Consider the following 18,178-nt stretch of genomic DNA (forward strand, 5'->3'; position numbering starts at 1 on the left):
TAACCGCGCGCAGCGGGCACAGCGGCGACGCCGCCGCCAATCGCTGGGTCATCACACTCCGGTTCGGCTTGGGGCGAATCATTTCCTGAGGGGCAAAGCAGTGTTTTTCCCGGTGTTTTTATCCGTTGTATTCGTCGTGCGCAACCAGGCGCGGGATCTCCAGGCAATCCTGAAGGATGCGGCCGCGGTCATGGGCACGCTCGTCAGCGACTATGAGCTGATCGTCGTGGACAATGCTTCCGAGGACGACAGCGTCTCCGAGCTCAAGCAGCTTGCGGGTGAATCCGGCTTGCCGAATCTGCAGGTGTACGCATTGACCAAGGAAGTCGATTCGGACACGGCCTCGTGGGTGGGTCTGGAAAACGCGCTCGGCGATTTCGTCGCCGTCGTCGACCCGTTGATCGATGACATCCGCTTTCTGCCGACCATGCTCGACAAAGCGGCAAGCGGCGCGGATGTGGTGTTCGCCGCGAACCTGCAAAAGCCGGTGCAAAGCTGGGCTTATCGCGCCTGCCTGAGCGCGTTCAACGCGTTGTACAAGTGGTCGAACGGCGTGCACCTTGCCAAGGACGCCCCGCAATACCGGCTGCTCAGCAAACGCGTGATCAATTTCATGCTGCAGCATCCGATGCCCGCGATGACCTACCGCTATCTGCCCGCCACCGGCGGTTTCGCGCGCGCGAATCTGACCTATAGCGCGCCGCCCAAGGCTGCGCAGACCAAGCGTCTGTCGAACAGCATCGACCGCGGCATCCGCCTGCTCGTGTCCACGACCAAGGCGCCGATGCGGCTCGTGACCGCGTTTTCGCTGTTCGGCGCGGTGTCGAACCTGATCTATTCGATCTACGTGATCGCGGTGGGTGTGCTGAAGTCGAACGTCGCGCCGGGCTGGGTGACGCTGTCGCTGCAGCAGTCCGGCATGTTCTTTCTGATCTCGCTCGTGCTGCTGGTGCTCGGCGAGTACATCCTGCAAATGGCGCGGCTGAGCAACGAAGGTCCTCTGTACCACGTTGCGCAGGAGTTCACGAGCAGCGTGATGACGCGTCGTGAGAAGCTGAATATCGAAGACGTCAGATTGCCCGAGCAACATCGCGCGAACGCAAGCGACTCGCTGCATTCGTCCTGAGCGAACGGGAAGATTGGCTCATGCAAGATGCTGTGGTCATCGGCGGCGGCTTCTACGGAACGGCGATCGCGATCTATCTGATAAAGCAACGAGGCCTGAAAACGGTCACGTTGATCGAGCGCGAGCCGGCCTTGCTCGCGCGCGCGTCATACAACAACCAGGCGCGCGTTCACAATGGCTATCACTATCCGCGCAGCTTCACCACAGCGTTTCGCAGCCGCGTCAACCTGCCGCGTTTCGTGCACGATTTTCCCGATGTGGTGAAGCGCGACTTCACCAAGGTCTATGCGATCGCGCGACGCAATTCGAAGGTGACGGCGCGGCAGTTCGAGCGCTTTTGCCGCGAGATCGGCGCGAGCCTCGAGCCGGCGCCGCAGCAGATCCGCGAGTTGTTCGAGCCGCGCCTGATCGAGCAGGTGTTTCTGGTCGAGGAGTACGCATTCGATTCCACCCGGCTCGCGGACTGGGCGAGACGCGAGCTGAAAGAGCTCGGCGTTCAAGTGAGGCTGAACACCCGGGTTGAGCGAATTGATCGGCAGCGCGAAGGATTCCTGCTGGAGTGCGACGATGCAAACCGGTCGAAGCTGCATGCGACGTATGTCTTCAATTGTACGTATAGCGGGCTGAATCAGTTCGACGGCGATTTTCAGGGCACGCAAACGAAGCTCAAACATGAGATCACCGAGATGGCGCTGGTCGAGATGGTGCCGCAGTTGCGCGGGCTCGGCGTGACCGTGATGGACGGCCCGTTTTTTTCGATGATGCCGTTTCCGGCCCGCGGCCTGCATACGCTCTCGCACGTGCGCTACACGCCGCATTCGAGCTGGATGGATGCGCCCGGCGAAGACCCGTACACGAGGTTGAACGCATACGAGCGCGACAGTCGCGTGGATCGAATGGTGCGGGATGTGGGGCGCTACTTTCCCGCGGTTTATGACGCGCGCTACGTCGAATCGCTGTTCGAAGTGAAGACGGTCCTCGTTAAAAACGAAGGAGACGATGGCCGCCCCATCCTGTTCGAGAAATACCCCGCGGCGAACGGACTCTATTCGATTTTGGGCGGCAAGATCGACAACATCTACGACGTGCTCGAGAAGCTGGACGCGGAGACGTTCGTTTCCACCTCGCAGACACAAACGGTATTGGGACCAGGCAAATGAACGACGCACTGATTGGCTATACGGGGTTTGTGGGATCGACCCTGCTGAAACAAAAGCATTTCGACGCCCATTTCCGCTCGACCAACATCGAGCAGATTCGGGGGTCGTCGTTTGGTCTCATAGTCGGCGCAGGCGCGCCGGCGCAAAAGTGGATCGCCAACGCACAACCCGATGCGGACAGAGAAAAAATCGAAGGGTTGATCGATCATCTGTCGACCGTGAAATGCGATACGTTTGTGCTGATCAGCACCGTCGACGTGTTCAAGAATCCGCTCGGCGTCGATGAAAACACGCCGGTGGACGAAGCGGGCCTGCATGCTTATGGCTTGCATCGGCGCCTGCTGGAAAAATGCGTCCAGACGCATTTTCCCAACCATCTGATCGTGCGTCTGCCTGGGCTCGTCGGGCCGGGCTTGCGCAAGAACGTCATTTTCGATTTCCTGAACGACAACAATCTCCACTCAATCGACAGCCGTGGTTCGTTTCAGTTTTATCCGATGGTGAACCTCTGGCACGACATCCAGACTGCTCTGGCCGCCGGGTTGAAGCTCGTGCATCTGACCGCCGAGCCGATCACCGTGGCTGAACTGTCGCAAGCCGGCTTCGGCAAACCGTTCGAACAGGCAGCCGTCGCGCACCCCGCGAGCTACGATTTTCGCACCGTGCACGCCGAACTGTTCGGCGCCGCGGGTCCGTATCAGTACAGCAAGCGCGAAACCATTCAGGCGGTGCGCGCCTATGCGCAATCCGAGCCGTTGCACGCCACCGGCGAAGTGGCGGGGCGCGCATGAGAATCGCCATTTCGAACATCGCGTGGGACGTCGCCGACGATCAACAGGTCGCGGACATTCTGCGGGAGCATCGCGTCGATGCGATCGACGTCGCGCCCAGCAAATATTTTCCGGACCTCAAGACAGCCGATGCAGGCGACATCGCGCGCGTGCGCGGGTGGTGGGCCGAGCGCGGCATCGAGATCACCGGCATGCAGTCGCTGCTGTTCGGCACGACCGGGCTGAACGTGTTCGGCACCGTTGACTCGCAGCGCGAGATGCTGGCGCATTTGCGAGCAGTGTGCCGGATCGGCGCGGGGCTCGGCGCGCAACGTCTCGTGTTCGGCTCACCGCGCAATCGCGATCGCACCGGCATGGCCGACGCCGCCGCGCACGAGATCGCGGTGACGTTCTTCCGGCAGTTGGGCGACATCGCCGCCGAGCAAGGCGTGTTCGTATGCCTCGAACCCAATCCACCGTGCTATGGCGCAAATTTCATGACCAACAGCGGCGATACGGCATGGGTCGTGTCCGCCGTCGCCCATCCGTCGATCCGCATGCAACTGGACACGGGCGCAGTGACGATCAACGAAGAAAACGCGCGCGAGGTCGTGACTCGATATGCACACCTGATCGGTCACGTACACGCGAGCGAACCGAATCTCGTGACGCTCGGCGAGGGCGGGACAAATCACCGCGCGGTGGCCGAAGCGTTGACCGAACTGCTGCCCGAGCAGGTGGTATCGATCGAAATGCTCGCGCCGAAAGCCGGCTCGGCTATCGACGCGGTTCGGCGTGCCGTCGTCGAGGCGATCCGATACTACCGCTCCGACGCAGGAGCCTGCGCATGAAGTGGCTGATTCTGGTGCTGGGCATTGCGTCGAATGCTTCCGCAAGCGTGCTGGTCAAGGTCGCGATGATGCCGCCGCGGCGTTTCCCCAGTCTCAGCGACCCAATGGGCGCGCTGAAGAATGGGCCGTTCTGGCTCGGGCTCGCGCTGTATGGCGCGGCGTTTCTGCTTTACGCCGCCGCGCTCAGCCGGCTGCCGTTGAACGTGGCTCAACCGGTGCTGACCGCCGGTGCGATTGCAAGCGTCGCGATGTTGTCGGTGGTGATATTTCGTGAACCTTTCCCCTGGACCGTGGGTGTGGGGATCTTGTTCATCATTGCGGGCGTTGCGCTCATCACGGCCCGAGTAGCGTGAGAAAAAAAGGATCGTAGACTCGATGAAACCCGATATACCCCAAGACGTCCGTGCCGCCTGGCAGGTCCCCGCTTTCAAGGTCCAGTTCGCTTCGGAGCTGCGCAACCCGTGGTGCGTGGTGATTCCGGTGATCAACGAAGGTGCCCGCATCCGCAATCTGCTTGAACGGATCGCGGCGCTCGGCATTCCCGTCACGGCGGATGTCATCATCGTCGACGGCGGCAGTACCGATGGTTCGCTCGATCCCGACTTCCTGAAAAGCAAGGGCGTACACACGCTGCTGCTGAAGACAGGGCGCGGCAAGCTGAGTGCGCAATTGCGCTGCGCTTACGCGTTTGCGCTGGATCAGGGGTATGAGGGCATCGTCACGATCGACGGCAATGATAAGGATGACCCCGACGCTATCCCGCGCTTCATCGAGGAATTGAAGCGCGGCGTGGATTTCGTGCAGGCGTCGCGCTATCTGTCGGGCGGTATTGCGGAAAACACGCCGAAATCGCGCGATCTGGCGATCCGGCTGATTCACGCGCCGATGCTCAGTCTCTTTTCCGGCTTTCACTGGACGGATACGACCCAAGGCTTCCGGGCCTATAGCCGCAAGCTGCTGCTCGATCCGCGTGTCGCGCCGTTCCGGGACGTGTTCGATACCTACGAGCTGCTGGCCTACCTGTCGTATCGCGCACCGAAGGTCGGTTATCGCTGCCTCGAAATCGCGACCACGCGACGCTATCCGAAGGGCGAGGTGCCCACGAAGATCAGCAGTGTGAAGGGCAATCTGTCGGTGTTGCAGGTGCTGTTCAAGGCGTGCTTTGGGGCTTATAACCCCTCGTGAGGTGAGGGTGTGCGTGCGTACCTGACCTTGCCGCAATCTCTGGGCGCAGGACAAGGTCGCTGCCAAAGCCTGCAACGGGAGACCGTTAAAATATCGACCGAGCGCCCTGCGCCGAGCGCGCCGGCTTACAAAGTACCACGGCGTAAGCAAGCATGAGCGCTCGGAATGCACACATGAGCGCGGGCCTGCGCTGCCCGAGAAGCGGCGGAATGCCATTGCCGGTTCTTGTCCTATGGTTCAGTGCGTACGGTATGATTTCGCTTTGGACGTCACGATTAATTTGAGATGCTTACCAACCTTAAGCGTTTACTCAGTTTTCGATGGTTGCTCATGGGAGCGTTCGCGCTCATGGGACTTATCTATGTGTCGCAGACGTGGTCACCCTCGTCCTACGGGCTGGTTCTGCGACAGCTGCAGGCGAACCATACCGGCATCGTATTAGGCGAGCCGAAGCCTATTCGCTCGGACGAATGGGGCGTCATCACTTCTCTCACTGCGGCGTCGGTCAACAACCACTTTGAACGCTATAACAAGACATCGCCATACAACGACGATCTGCGCATAGCTTTCGCAGTCCCAATCAATGATTGGGGGTGGTTCTTCAAGCCGACAATGATGCTGTACGGCTTCGTCAACGCGGCCTACGCATTCTCATTCCACTACTTCGCCGTATTCGCGCTGTTCATCCTCGGCTATACCTACCTTTTCCGTGTGGTCGGCGCGGGCCGTGCGCCTGCTGTGCTGCTGGCTTTTTGCGCCTACTTCACAGCCTATTCGCAGTTCTGGTGGACCGATAAGGGTGTGCTGTTCGCGCTGTACGGTGCGGCCATGTCGGCGCTGTTCCTGCGGATACCCAAATGGGGCCGATTGCTGCTGTTTTACTGGCTGCTTACGGCGATGATGATCGAAATGTTCTATCCGCCGTACATCGTGTCGCTGGCGTTCGTTGGCGCCGTATTCGTCATTGTGTACGGCAAGGAGTGGCTGCGGCCGATGCCGTTCATCGGTTTGCTGGTTGCGGCTGGCGCTGCTGCCGGCACGGCGGCGTTTTACCTGAAAGACTATCTTCTCGCCACCATGAAGACGCTTTACCCGGGTGGTCGCGTCATTATGGGCGGCGGGGTTGGCCTGCGTCAGGCTGCGTCACAACTGTTCCCCTTTTCGATGTTCGATGCACATTTGCACGAACTCTTCCCCAATACGAACATCTGCGAGGCGGGAACGTTCGGCGTTTTCTTCGTGCTATTAGCGCTGTGCTTCGCAAACTACCGGAACCTGCCCAGCTTACTGAAGGATCGTGTATTTTTGCGCCGGACGATCATTCTGGCTGTCGCACTCGCAATGATGCTGGCATGGGAACTGTTGCCGATCCCGCCGCGAGTCGGTCGGCTGCTACTGTGGGAAAACGTTCAGCCGAGCCGCATGCAATACGCGCAGGGCCTGCTGCTTCTCATATTTATCGTGCACGTCGTGACGCGCACAGGATATGTCATCAGACCCGCTCGCATCGTGACCTTCGTCGCCGCGGTGGTGCTGGCCTGGATAGTGCTCAAGGCGCGGATCGAAGTTCCGTTCTGGCCGAATCTGATTGACTTGCTGATCATCCCTTTCGCCATCGCTGCCTACCTGGTTGCGCGGTACACCAAAATCGATCCAGCGGTTCCGTTGCTGGCGGCGTCAGTGGTCACCGCAGCGCTTGTCATCGGCCGGTTCAATCCGTTGCAGCAGGCATGGCCGATTTTTAACCGCGAAGAGACGCCAGTGATCGCTGAGATGCGCGCTGCGGTGCAGCCCAAAACAGGCTATCTGGTGAAGCAGTTCCTGCCTGAGTCGGTACAAAATGGGCTGGGATTCAAGTCGATCGCCTACACGACCGCGGTGCCGCAGTGGCACTTCTGGAATCAGTTCCGCCACAAGGTGGACGAGAAGACGTTTGAAACTGCATTTAATCGCTATTCGAATATCTGGATGACGGACGAGGCTGAGCCGAGCAACCCCAGCCCTGATTCCGTCAAGGTGCCGATGGCGTGGTTCCACACCGATCCGTAATGGGTCACTTCCGACCGTTCCGCTTCATCGCGTCGAGCATATGAATTGCCAGAGTCCACCGGATCATAGGCGGCAGGCTGGCATTTCATTGAGCGGACCGAATGTCGTTACTCCGGTTCGGGTATCCGTGCGCGGCTATCGGATTCGGCGGGGGCCAAGCCGCGCAGACGTCGTTTACACCGGCTGAACTGCCTGTGCTGTTTCCGCTAGAAGATCCCTTCGACGCATACGATTTCATTCCCATCGCCGCCAGGATCGTACTTATAGTTTTGCCGCAGGTTCGTATGCAAACACCGCTTGCGATGCCTTATTGAGACAATTTGATTTGCCTGCCGGTATGCGGATGCGGTGTTTGCGTATAGACGTCGAAGAAATGCTGTTGCCAAATCGCGCACACGAAATCCATCTGTTCGACCAGCCGCCGATCCAGAACTCCCGTCGCCTCCGCTTGATCCACCTGAGATCGCATGTAGCGGACGAGCAGCCGCTCAAAATCGTCGATGCAGTACTCCGCGACTTGCTCATCCGAGATCGCATACGACGCCGCCTTGCATTGCGGATTCAATGACAGATACGTGCTGAACAACCGTTCGACGATAAACGGCAAGAACGGCGCCGGATCGGTATGAGTGGTATCCAGCATCACCGCGCGTGCGACGGGGTGATCCGGATCGTTCTCCAGAAAGTCGGCGATAGGCACGAGAATCCCCCCGACGTACGCTTCCCAGAAGCTTGGCGACCCCACCCAGAAGTTGCAGTACGACAACGTGCCTTTGCCTTGCCGCGGCACATCGTTCAGCTGCCAGCCGATTCCTGCTGCATCGAGCAGTGACTGGGCCGCCTGCCGCAACCCAGGGTGCGCGTGTTCGCCTTGCATCCAAACATTGAACGACCAATACGCAAGCTGCGGAAACGGGTTGATGAACCACACATCGCAGCCGGGCTGCGCATCGACGAAGTCAGTGAATTGCTCGGCGGTAATCCGGGACTTCAACGTGAACTTGGGTGAAAACAGGCCGGTAGCCGCGTGCTTCAGATGGGCTCCACCGCGGTACAGATCGACCAGCATCCTGAACTCTCGCCATGCCGCCGCCCGATTGTCGCGGATCTCGAACGGCAGGAACGCGTCGCTCGACAACTGCTGGCCCGGCAGATAGAGCGGCTCGTACATTCCGTATTTGCGCATTGCGTCTCTCCGCCTTCACTTCGTCAGCGCCGAAGTCAGGACTTCCGCGCTGAAGCGGATATGGTGCCGCTCGAGCACGTCCTGATAAGCCTGATCGCGAATGTTGCGACGAAGTTGCGCGTCTGCCGCCATCGCCTCCATCGCCGTGAGCCAGTCCTCGTAGGTGTTGGCGACCAGCAGTCCGGTTCGTCCGTGCTCGATGCAGTCCTCGTAGATCGGGCTGCGCGAATAGATGCCCGCAACTCGCGCGGTACCGTAATTGAGGTACTTGAACGGATTCTTGCAACTGTTGAAGAACAGGCTTTCCGGGTCTTCCGCGCCGCCGAGCGGTGTGATGGAAAACGCGTAGTTGCCCGCAATCAGCGATTGCACATAATCGGCGTATTGCTTGCGGCTCGTGTAGTGCAGGAAAGGCAGCGAGAAGATCTCCGGGAATGGGTCGCCGTAGAAGTCCAGCGTGTATTCAGGGTGCAGATGAAAGAAGTCCTGCAGTACTCGCAGCAGCACTTCTTTACTGTTATGCACCTTGATGAGGTCCGCATTCGTGAACACGATTCTCGGCGGATCCGACTCGGCATTCTCCCAGCCCCGCTTCTCGGGAATGTACTTCTCGACATACATGCCGTTCGGCAGCAACACCGGATTCTCGCAATACTGCTTGATGCCGGCATACAAGTTCTTGTTCGCGACAGTCACGACGTCCGCGATACCCATCAGCGCCTGAATCGCGTCGAGTTGCCCCGACATTGTCTTCGCGTTGCTATACGACGGAAAAGAGAAGATCCAGTCGTCCACGTCGTAGATTACGCGCAGACCGCGCTTCTTGGCCTGCGTGGCAATTTCCACGGCGGCCGGCGAACTGTGCTTGCTCAGAATGAGCACGTCGGCCCAATTCAGCGCCGCGTGCACTCGATCATGGTTCTCAGCGATCGCGGCGTAGACGAGTTGACCCTGGTCGGTCAGGTAGTCCAACGCCTCGGTGACACGCGCTTCCACCGACAGCGACAGCGCATCCGCCGCGACGTGGGAAACCCGCTGGAGTGCCAACACCTTCATCATCTATTCATTGCCTCGTTGGATTCAGCATCGGTGCGGCGAATTCGGCGGGCGTCAGAGAAAAGCCCTTCAGCGTCGCCTGAAGGGCGCTTGCATCGGCATTCACGTCGGCGCCGTTGCCCGAGTATTCGATGATCGTCAGGCTGGCATGCGCGGGCAATAGTGCCGGAAACCGCTCCATGCCGATGCCGAGCGCGTGCTGAACCAGACACGCGATCGGCCCTGAATGCGCGACCACCACTATCCGTGCGTCTGCCGCATGCTGCGTCAGTAGCTCGTCGAGCCAGTTCATCACTCGCCGGTTCAGGTCTTCGTGAGATTCGCCGCCGGGGTAGGGCGTGGCATTGTCGCCGTAGAACTGTGGATGCCGCGCGACGAATTCCGCAAGCTGCCACTGTGCCACCGATCCCGCATCGGTCTCGCCAAGGCGGGCGTCGATCCGCCATTCGGCGCGTGGAAAAATTAGCCGAGCCGTTTGCTGCGCGCGCTGCCAAGTGCTCGTGAAGAAGCGGTCCGCATTCAAATTCACCTGGTCTATCCAGCCTCGCATCGCTTCAGCCTGGCGCCGCCCTTCGTCGACCAGCGTATCCGCAGGCGTGCCCGTGACGAGCCGCGCGGTGTTAGCGTGGGATTTCCCGTGACGGAACAGGTAGAGCATCATGACAACGCGACCGCTTCGTCGAAGACGTTCAACAGAGGAATGATCGCGTCCGGCAGACTGTGCTTCTGCAAGTGCCGGCGCAACTCCGGCACGTGCAGTTCCGATGCGAGACTCGCCGCGACGCCGCTACGCACGCTGCTTTCCGATTCGGGATCGACGAATTGCGCAAAGCCGTCGAAGTGCTCGCGCGCCCACGGCGAGTCGCTCAGCACCAGTCGACAACCCGCGAGCCCGGCGGCAATCGCCGACAGGCCGGCGGGCTCTTTCGAAATCTCGATGTAGTAGCTGGCTTCCTGCAGTGCCGCACGCATGATCTCGGAGCGGTACGGCAAGCCGTCGATGAATACGGAATTAGCCGGTGCTTCGCTGCGGCATGCCTGATAGTAGGCGCGGTCGCGCGAGCGGCCGACGAACACCAGCGGCGTGCCGCTGTCGCGCAGCGCGCGGATCGCCACCAGTTGATTCTTGTTCGGCTCGATCACGCCGAACCAGATCGCGTAATTGTCCAGCTCGTACATGGCGCGGAACAGGCCGGGCGGCGCGTCTTTGGTAAAGACGACGTCCACGCCGGCGGGCACTAGCCGGATCTTTTCTTCGGGCGCCGGAAAGTGCGAGCAGAAATGCTCTTTCTCGGCCACCGATTTGAAGACGATGTATTTGGCCAGCCTGACGTGTTCGGCGATCATGCCCGCGGCCGGCGGCTGTTGCTCGTTGATCCAGAGATTGGGCCACAGCACGATCGGCTTGCCGGCCGCGGCGACGGAGCGCAACAGCTCGAGTCCGCCGCCATGCACGGAAAAATGCAGCACCACGTCGTAGTTGTCGATTGACTGTGAAAACGGCCCGTAGATATCGGCGATATAGCCTTGCTTTTTCAGACTGTCGACGAGGCTGACGATCTCGAACTCGCCCCCGCCTTTCACGAGAAAGGCGGAGTGGTACGTGGTGACGAGAATTTTGGGTTGAGAGTTCATTGCCGTGCTAGCGAGTCGCTTGCTGATTGGGGGCGCGCATTGGGAATTGTGGGCCGCTTTTTCTAGCGGAGCAATTCCTGGAAGTCATTCGACTAACGCGTGAGCTGGAGGGCCGCTAAACGTCGGCTAAAGCCTCATCACGCGGATGTGCCGCGACGAGCGCGGTCGAATACTTTCGACCAATGCTCCCACGACGTGAGCGCTAGCAGAGTGTCGGCGCGCTCGCGGGCATGCCGTGTCAGCGCATCCCACCGCGCACCATCCTTGCGCAGCGCAATAATCCGCCCGGCGATCTGCTCAGCCGTCTCCTGATCACCCACCACCAGTCCGGCGTCATCCACCACTTCGGCTGCTGCGTGACCGGCCCGCACCACGACGGGAATGCCGCGGTGCATCGCCTCCAGCGCGGGGATGCAGAAGCCCTCGTGGCGGCTCATCGAAAGCAGCAGTGACGCGCGGTCGTAGCTCGACAGCAGATCTGCGTTGTCCACCATTCCGGTGAAATCGATCCGCGTCAACACGCCCAGTTCGCGCGCACGCTTGAGCACGAATTTGCTGTAGTCGTAATTCGGCATGCTGCCGACGATCGTCATCGTCGCGTCGACGCCGCCTTCGACGACGTGCGCAAATACCTCCATTGCATCTTCGACCCGCTTGTGCGGCACGACGCGGCCCAGCACCAGCACGTTGAAGGAGTCCGGGTCGGCGCGCGGGATGGCGGTCTTCGCAAGGGTCGGCAGCGTGTCGAACACCGGGGGAATGACCACGATGCCCGCAACGTCGACATAGGGCGCGAGATCCTGCGCCACGTGCCTGGAGTTGGCGACGATCAGATCGAACCCGGCCAGCTTCGGCAATTGCAAAAGCGCCTCTTCGCATAACCCGGCCGTCACCGGCTCGAATTCACGCAACAGCGCAGGGTCGGTGATGCCGTGGTAGTAGCAGATCTTCCTGCACGGCAACGCAAGCAATCGATCGAGATCCGGCGTGACGATCGAATAGCTGACATACAGCAGGTCCTGGCTCGTGACATCCGCGAAAAGCGTTTCGATCGGCCGCACTTGCGATACGGCTACGTCGAAGCCCTTTGCGTAAATGCGCGGTTCCCAACCTGAGCGCTTGGCCATCGCAGCTAACTCGAGGCAATGGTTGCCGACGGCGTCGCCCTCGAAGACGTCCGGTGCACAGATCAGCAGTCTCGTCATTGCGTGCTCACTGTAATCCGTATTTCGTCGAGACGCTGCGCATACGCACGCGCCACCGCGCCCATCGAATAGTCTCTTTCGACACGTTCGCGACCCGCCTGCGCAATGCGCCGGCGCAGATCGGCGTCGCCGAATACCCGGGCAATCTGGCCTGCGGCAATGCCCACGTCGGCATCGCACCAGTACTGCCCTTCGTGGAACAGATAGTCGCCGGGACGCAGCGGTACCAGTTCGCCGTCGACGAGAAAAGCGGTCTGCTCGTCGCAGAAGTCCACGTTGCCGGAGAAGTTCGTGACGACGACCGGTTGACCCAGGGCCATCGCCTCGGCAATCACGCGGCCGAAGCCTTCGCTTCGGTGCAGCGAAATGTACGCGTCGCAGCAGGCCATGAAGTCGATCGTGTCCTGCCGGTTCAACCGCTCGGAGACGATGTGGATGCGTGGGTCCGCTGCCGCCAGCTCGAGCACCTGTCGCCAGGTCGGGTCGTCGCCGCGAACGTTCATCGCCTTGACGACCAGACCGACGCCGCTCGTCTCCTTCGCGAAGGCTTGCTGGAATGCCATCACGCCGGCGACCGGGTTCTTGCGCGTCAGCCACGAATTGCCGTCGAACATCAGGTAGAACAGGAAGTCGTCCTTTGGCAGGCCGTAGCGTTGGCGGTCGATCGCTTGCGGCGTCGGAATGACCACCGCCATCGGCATGGGCCGCACCTTGGTGCGGCCAAGCTTTGCGTATACGGCTTCGACGAAACGGCTTTGCGCCCAGATTTCGTCGACGAACGCGTGGGCCTCCCCGAATGCGCTCGGCCAGTGAGGCAGTTCCCACGGCCACGCGCCGATCCTGTAAGTGTCCGATTCGATCATCCGGCGCCCGCCCTCGAGCGCGAGCCGCACCATTTCCGGCGGCGGCAAACAGAACATACTGACCTGATAACAGAGCTCGTCGCGCAACAGGTGGTTCATCGACGTGTCGATGCGGACCGGTCCACTCATCGGCGCATTGATCAGCGCCACTTCCGTATGGCTGAGCTGCATGGCCTGCGCGGCCATCCGCGCGTCTTCGCCGAGACCGAGCACGCCTTGCGGATAGCCGACGATATTCACGCCGAACGGCCGCATGCGGATGCTGGGCTGCTGGTTTCTGAGCTGGGTGGCCGCCTGATCGCGAATCTCGGTGGGCACGATGCGAAGGTGCCGGAATTGCTGATACTCGACCCGGCCAGGGCCGTACCACCATGCGACGAGGCCCAACGCCCCTTGTACAGTCGTGATGTCGAACGCGGCGCAGAGGTCCGGTCGGTTATCGCGAATACCGAGCAGCAGCCGGGGCAGCGGCAGCGCCGCGGCGCGCGCCGGATGGGTGCGCAGCAGGTCGTCGAGCGTTTCCTGAATGGGCCAATGAAGGTTCGAATACTCCCGCTTGCCGCCGCCCATCCACCATTGCATAGCGTCCAGACGGCCGAGGAAGGTGTCGAGATCGGCCAGCGCCTGCAGGTCGGGCCGGCTGCCGACCAGAAGCGGCAGAAAATGCGGTGCCCGGAACAGCCCGCGCTCATCGCCGTTATCGAGCTCGTTGAGCCTGTCGAAAATTTTCGCCGTCGGCCAGTCGAGCCGGCGGTATTCACGCTTGCCGTTCGTATCCCACCACAGCAGCATGTTGAAGCGGCCTTTGAACGTGCCGAGGTCGATGGTGCGGCTAAGGTCCGGTCTGCTGCTGACGAGCGGCGCGAGAAAGCGTGGCACGTCGATCAACGTACCGCCCCCGTCGTGCTCGATCTCGTTCAACTGCAAAATCGCGGTGGAGGTTTGCCAGACCAGTCTCGGGTATTCGAATTTGCCGTGCTCGTCCCACCAGACCAAAGCGCCAAGACGTCCACCGAACGTTGTCATATCCATGCTGGCGCGCAAGTCCGGGCGGCTGCTCACCAGAAGTTCGAGGAATGCCGGCACGTCGATCCTCGTCGCGTGATGCTCGCTGCCCAGTTCGTTCAGACTGTCCCACACCGGATTCGGCGACCATGACAGCCGCGGATATTCGAACTGACCATGCATTTCCCACCAGCTCAGCGCGGCGAGCTGACCCGAGAACACGCCGAGATCGAGATTGGCGCGTAGATCCGCGCGCGCGTCCACGAGCAGCGTCATGAAGCGCGGCAGCCGGGCGCGAGTCGGCCCGATCGCCAGATCACTTTTCAGCAGCGTTTCGAGCAATACCTCGTCGTCCAGAATGTCGGGCGCATTGCCGGCCAGCCAGAAGCCGACTGCGCTCGGAAATTTGCGAACCAGCGTCTGCGCATCCAGTTGTCTGAGATACGCGACTTCCGCATCGCCCAGCACCCATTCGAAATCCGGATAGTCGCGCTCGCCGTAGGCCTTCCACCAGAAATACAGCGTGATCCGGCCTTCAATCGTCTGATGCTCGAACGATGCCAGCTCGGGCCGGAACTTCAACAGAAAATAAATGGCGTTCGGCAGCGCAAACAGGACTGTCGGCGACGGATGCCGGCATTCCCGGGCCCAGTCTTTGGTCGATGGCATGGTGTTATTGGGGGCTCGCGAGACGCGGACTCATGGTCATCACGAAGTCGGTCGAATCAATGGAAAGGTTCGGCGAATAGAACGGGTCGTTCCACAATGCGTCGCCCCAACGCTTCTTCACGAACTCGATTTCTTCGACGAAGCGAGCCATCTTCTCCGGCGTATCTTCGTAGCCGCGAGAAGCGGACTCGTGGTGGTACAGCTCGGCAAACGGGGTCCACACATTGCGATAGCCCGCCTCGCGCACGCGCAGGCAGAAATCGACGTCGTTGAAGGCGATGACCAGATTTTCGTCGAGTCCGCGCACTTCACGATAGATGCTGGTGCGGATCACGAGACATGCCGCGGTCACTGCGCTCACCGCGTTGCGCAGCACGGCGCGGCAGAAATACCCGGGCGCATTGCGAGGCAGGTACTTGTGACCGTGGCCCGCCAGTCCACCCATGCCGAGATACACGCCGGCATGCTGGATGGTGTCGTCGGGGTAGAGCAGTTTCGCGCCCACCGCGCCCACGTTGTCCTGCAACGCAATAGAAACGAGTTCGCTCAGCCATTCCGGCGTGATCGCTTCGATGTCGTTATTCAGCAGGCAGACGAGCTCGGCTTTGCTCGCGAGCGCAACCCGGTTGTTCAGCGCCGAGTAGTTGAACGGCGAGTCGTCACGGACCACGCGAATGCGTGCGTCGCCTTCGTAGCTCCTGAACAGCTCGAAGGTTTCAGGTTTGACCGAGCCGTTGTCGATGATCGTGATCAGGTAGTTCTGGTACGTGGTGCGCTGCTTGATGGAGTCGACGCACTGCTTGACGAGATCGGCTCCGTCGCGGGTCGGAATGATGATTTCGACGAGCGGTTCTCGCTCGGGCAACTCATACACGATTCGTTGATACACCGCCGCGGCGTCGGCAGGTTGCACTTTCGCCGCGATCTTGCTGCGCGTGAGGTGCTCCTGGACCGCGCGCGCCGCCGCGATGATCGCGTAGGGCTTCGCCTCCGCGCTCGACGCCGTGCTTTCCGGCAATACGCGCCACTGGTACAGCACGCGCGGGATATGGCGGATTGCCTGCGGGCCGGCCGCCTCCATCACGCGCAGCGCGAGATCGTAGTCTTGCGAGCCTTCCAGGCCTTCTCGAAAGCCGCCGACCTGCTGAAGCACAGACGTCTTATAGACGCCGAAATGCGAGATCATGTTCTGGCTGAGGAACAGGTCGTAATTGAAATCGCACTTGAAATACGGATCGTAGCGCTTGCCTTCGATCGTGATCTTGTCTTCGTCGCTGTAGATCAACGCGGCCTGCGGGTCGCGCTGGATCAGCTCCGCCACGTAGTACAGCGCGAGCGGATGCAGCTCGTCGTCGTGATCGAGCAGGCCGGTGTATTCGCCGCTGACCAGCGCCAGGGCGCTATTGCTGGCCGCGCTGATATGGCCGTTGGTGGCGCGATAGACGATCTTGATGCGGGAATCGCGCGCCGCGTACTCGTCGAGAATTTCCTTCACATGCGGCTGCGTGGATTTGTCGTCCGCGATGCACAACTCCCAGTTCGTATAGACCTGGTTGACGACTGAATCGATTGCCATGCGCAGGTATTGCGCAGGCGAGTTGTACGTAGGCATCACGAGGCTGATGAGCGGTTGCCGTTGCCACTCGCGGGCGGCCTCCACGAGGCTCGGGTAGCGCTCCGGCGCGACTTCGTTGATCGCGATCCAGTTCTCGTAGGTGGCCGGCAGCGGGGTGCCGAGCGCCGCCACCGCGTCGGCCTGCGCCAGCGCGGCCTCGTTCGCTTCGCCGAACGGCCGCGAGTTCTCGTCGACCTCCAGCGTGAAGTCGTTCAGCGAGAATGGGCCGGGAAACGCGAGCGGATCGAAGCGCACCGCACGCAGCGTCCACGGAAACGAGATGGTCTGATCGACCCGGCCGGTGGCGTCCGCGCGCAGCCAGACAGCTCCCTGCTCCGACATGCCGTCGCCCTTGTCGACATACAGCATGCACGGCGTTTTCGGCACCTTGCCTGTCACGAGTGTAAAAGCCAGGTGTACGGTGCGCCCGCGCATCTGCTCCCACCCTGCGATGGCAAACTGCGGATCGTTTGTCGTCGCATTCCATTGGTATTCGTCACCTGGGAAGGCTTCAACGTTATTGAGTGGTTGCAGGTCAAGTTTCATGTTGAATGAGGACTTCTAGCTATATTTCTATGAAGGACGACATGGTCGAACGCGTCGCTCGCGTCGAGAGGCCCATGTCGAACGGCACGATCGCGAGGTTTCGCGGCGAACTCTCCTCGCGGGTCAGTTCGAATTGTGAATCATCGGCGCTGGGGCGCCGAATGAACAGGGGAGGCCGACGGATTCGCTTGCGCGAAACCGGGATGTCATTGCGCCCACGATGCATAAAGGTCTTTCAATGGCGAAAGCACCGTTTGCCAGCGCAGGTCCCGTTCGCCCAGGGACGCGCCGCGTTCGAACGTCAACGCGGTGCGGATGGACTGAGCGATGCTCGCGATGTCGTGCGGGTCCAGATATGCCACCTGATCCGCGAAGTACTCGCGGGTCGAGCCGACCTGCGTCACGGCGATTCGCGCGCCCGCCGCATGCGCTTCGAGCGCCGCGAGCCCGGGCGTTTCCAGCGTGCTAGGCAGACAAAACGCGTCGCATGCGGCATAGGCCGAGCGCAGCAACGGCGACTCGTGCGGCAGCGCGCCCACGTAGGTCACCTGGCTGCCGCCGGCTTCGAGGCAGGCGCGCGCATACTCGGGGTCACGCTGATGACCGATCAGGACCACTTTGAGGTCCGGCATGGACTTCATTGCCTGCATGAGCGCAAGCTGGTTCTTGCGCGGCTCGATGTTGCCGACGTTGAGCACGAACGGTCCGCGAATATCGAAGTGATCGCGAAAAAGCTGCGCCGGCACCGGCTCGTAAAACGCTTCTTCGACACCGTTGTAGACCGTTACGAATTTTTCGCGAGGCAGGCCGAACACCTGCGCGAGCGTATCGCATTCGATGTCCGAGTTCGCCACCACGCGATCCGCGAGCGAGAACTGATGGCGGATTTCGTCGACGGGGTACAGATGGCGCGTGGCGTCGGTGATCCACAGGCTGGAGGACACCACGAGCGGCAATCCCAGCTGCTTGATGAAATTGCAGAAATGCACGGAGCCGCCGACGCACGAGAAAAAGTGCACGACGTCATGCTCGAGAAAGCGCGGATTCCACGGATCGAACAGGTCGACCTCAACGTTGTGCGCAGGAAGATGATTGCGATATGCAAGCAGCTGTATCTCACCACCGCCAGGGGTGTGAAAAGCCATGGGGTACGTTGCAAACAGCACTTTCATAGATATGAGCTTATGTCCTCGAACTCTCTAACCTTCCGGCAACGCTTGCCAAGGTGATAACCCGCTTACAATATGCGGCCCGAAC

At 60.7% G+C, this 18,178-nt stretch carries 15 protein-coding genes; 7 read left to right on the top strand and 8 right to left on the bottom strand.

Features of this window, described 5'->3' with window-relative positions:
• Positions 1-112: 112 nt before the first annotated feature.
• From ABQJ48_RS14795 to ABQJ48_RS14825, 7 genes are all read left to right on the top strand, one after another.
• Positions 113-1,126, top strand: a complete 1,014-nt coding sequence (locus ABQJ48_RS14795) for a glycosyltransferase (RefSeq protein ID WP_367838756.1) — start codon at positions 113-115, stop codon at positions 1,124-1,126.
• 20 nt (positions 1,127-1,146) lie between these two features.
• A complete protein-coding gene (locus tag ABQJ48_RS14800) occupies positions 1,147-2,286 on the top strand; it encodes an FAD-dependent oxidoreductase (RefSeq protein ID WP_367838757.1) in 1,140 nt (379 codons plus the stop codon).
• Positions 2,283-3,077 (top strand): NAD-dependent epimerase/dehydratase family protein, encoded by a 795-nt coding sequence (locus ABQJ48_RS14805; RefSeq protein WP_367838758.1) that lies wholly within the window; start codon positions 2,283-2,285, stop codon positions 3,075-3,077. The genes ABQJ48_RS14800 and ABQJ48_RS14805 overlap by 4 nt, the downstream gene beginning before the upstream one ends.
• Positions 3,074-3,907: a sugar phosphate isomerase/epimerase family protein gene (locus ABQJ48_RS14810; protein ID WP_367838759.1), complete on the top strand. Its 834-nt coding sequence runs from the start codon at positions 3,074-3,076 to the stop codon at positions 3,905-3,907. The genes ABQJ48_RS14805 and ABQJ48_RS14810 overlap by 4 nt, the downstream gene beginning before the upstream one ends.
• Entirely contained in the window at positions 3,904-4,260 is a 357-nt protein-coding gene (locus ABQJ48_RS14815) for a DMT family transporter (RefSeq protein ID WP_367838760.1), read from the top strand. The genes ABQJ48_RS14810 and ABQJ48_RS14815 overlap by 4 nt, the downstream gene beginning before the upstream one ends.
• 22 nt (positions 4,261-4,282) lie before the next feature.
• Positions 4,283-5,092 (top strand): glycosyltransferase family 2 protein, encoded by an 810-nt coding sequence (locus tag ABQJ48_RS14820; protein ID WP_367838761.1) that lies wholly within the window; start codon positions 4,283-4,285, stop codon positions 5,090-5,092.
• Positions 5,093-5,377: 285 nt separating this feature from the next.
• The gene (locus ABQJ48_RS14825) at positions 5,378-7,141 is read left to right on the top strand and encodes a DUF7657 domain-containing protein (protein WP_367838762.1); all 1,764 of its coding nucleotides are present in this window, start codon (positions 5,378-5,380) and stop codon (positions 7,139-7,141) included.
• Between the two features lie 307 nt (positions 7,142-7,448).
• On the opposite strand, the gene ABQJ48_RS14830 is transcribed toward ABQJ48_RS14825, so the two are convergent.
• The 8 genes from ABQJ48_RS14830 to ABQJ48_RS14865 all read right to left on the bottom strand — a co-directional run bounded on the left by ABQJ48_RS14830 (position 7,449) and on the right by ABQJ48_RS14865 (position 18,093).
• Positions 7,449-8,327, bottom strand: a complete 879-nt coding sequence (locus ABQJ48_RS14830) for a hypothetical protein (RefSeq protein ID WP_367838763.1) — start codon at positions 8,325-8,327, stop codon at positions 7,449-7,451.
• A 15-nt stretch (positions 8,328-8,342) separates the two neighbouring features.
• Positions 8,343-9,386: a glycosyltransferase family protein gene (locus tag ABQJ48_RS14835; RefSeq protein WP_367838764.1), complete on the bottom strand. Its 1,044-nt coding sequence runs from the start codon at positions 9,384-9,386 to the stop codon at positions 8,343-8,345.
• A 4-nt stretch (positions 9,387-9,390) separates the two neighbouring features.
• On the bottom strand, positions 9,391-10,044 hold the full coding sequence (locus tag ABQJ48_RS14840; protein ID WP_367838765.1) for a histidine phosphatase family protein: 654 nt from the start codon (positions 10,042-10,044) through the stop codon (positions 9,391-9,393).
• Positions 10,041-11,018 (bottom strand): glycosyltransferase family protein, encoded by a 978-nt coding sequence (locus tag ABQJ48_RS14845; protein WP_367838766.1) that lies wholly within the window; start codon positions 11,016-11,018, stop codon positions 10,041-10,043. Before ABQJ48_RS14845 ends, ABQJ48_RS14840 begins: the two co-directional genes overlap by 4 nt.
• 137 nt (positions 11,019-11,155) lie before the next feature.
• Entirely contained in the window at positions 11,156-12,223 is a 1,068-nt protein-coding gene (locus ABQJ48_RS14850) for a glycosyltransferase family 4 protein (RefSeq protein WP_367838767.1), read from the bottom strand.
• Complete coding sequence (locus ABQJ48_RS14855) at positions 12,220-14,760, bottom strand: glycosyltransferase family 4 protein (protein ID WP_367838768.1); 2,541 nt, start codon at positions 14,758-14,760, stop codon at positions 12,220-12,222. Before ABQJ48_RS14855 ends, ABQJ48_RS14850 begins: the two co-directional genes overlap by 4 nt.
• A gap of 4 nt (positions 14,761-14,764) precedes the next feature.
• Positions 14,765-16,921 carry a glycosyltransferase family 2 protein gene (locus ABQJ48_RS14860; RefSeq protein WP_367838769.1) on the bottom strand — a complete coding sequence of 719 codons (2,157 nt, stop codon included), beginning with the start codon at positions 16,919-16,921 and terminating at the stop codon, positions 14,765-14,767.
• A 206-nt stretch (positions 16,922-17,127) separates the two neighbouring features.
• A complete protein-coding gene (locus ABQJ48_RS14865; protein ID WP_367838770.1) occupies positions 17,128-18,093 on the bottom strand; it encodes a glycosyltransferase in 966 nt (321 codons plus the stop codon).
• Between the last annotated feature and the right edge of the window lie 85 nt (positions 18,094-18,178).

Origin of the sequence: Paraburkholderia suaedae (assembly GCF_040812055.1) — a bacterium.
GTDB lineage: Bacteria > Pseudomonadota > Gammaproteobacteria > Burkholderiales > Burkholderiaceae > Paraburkholderia.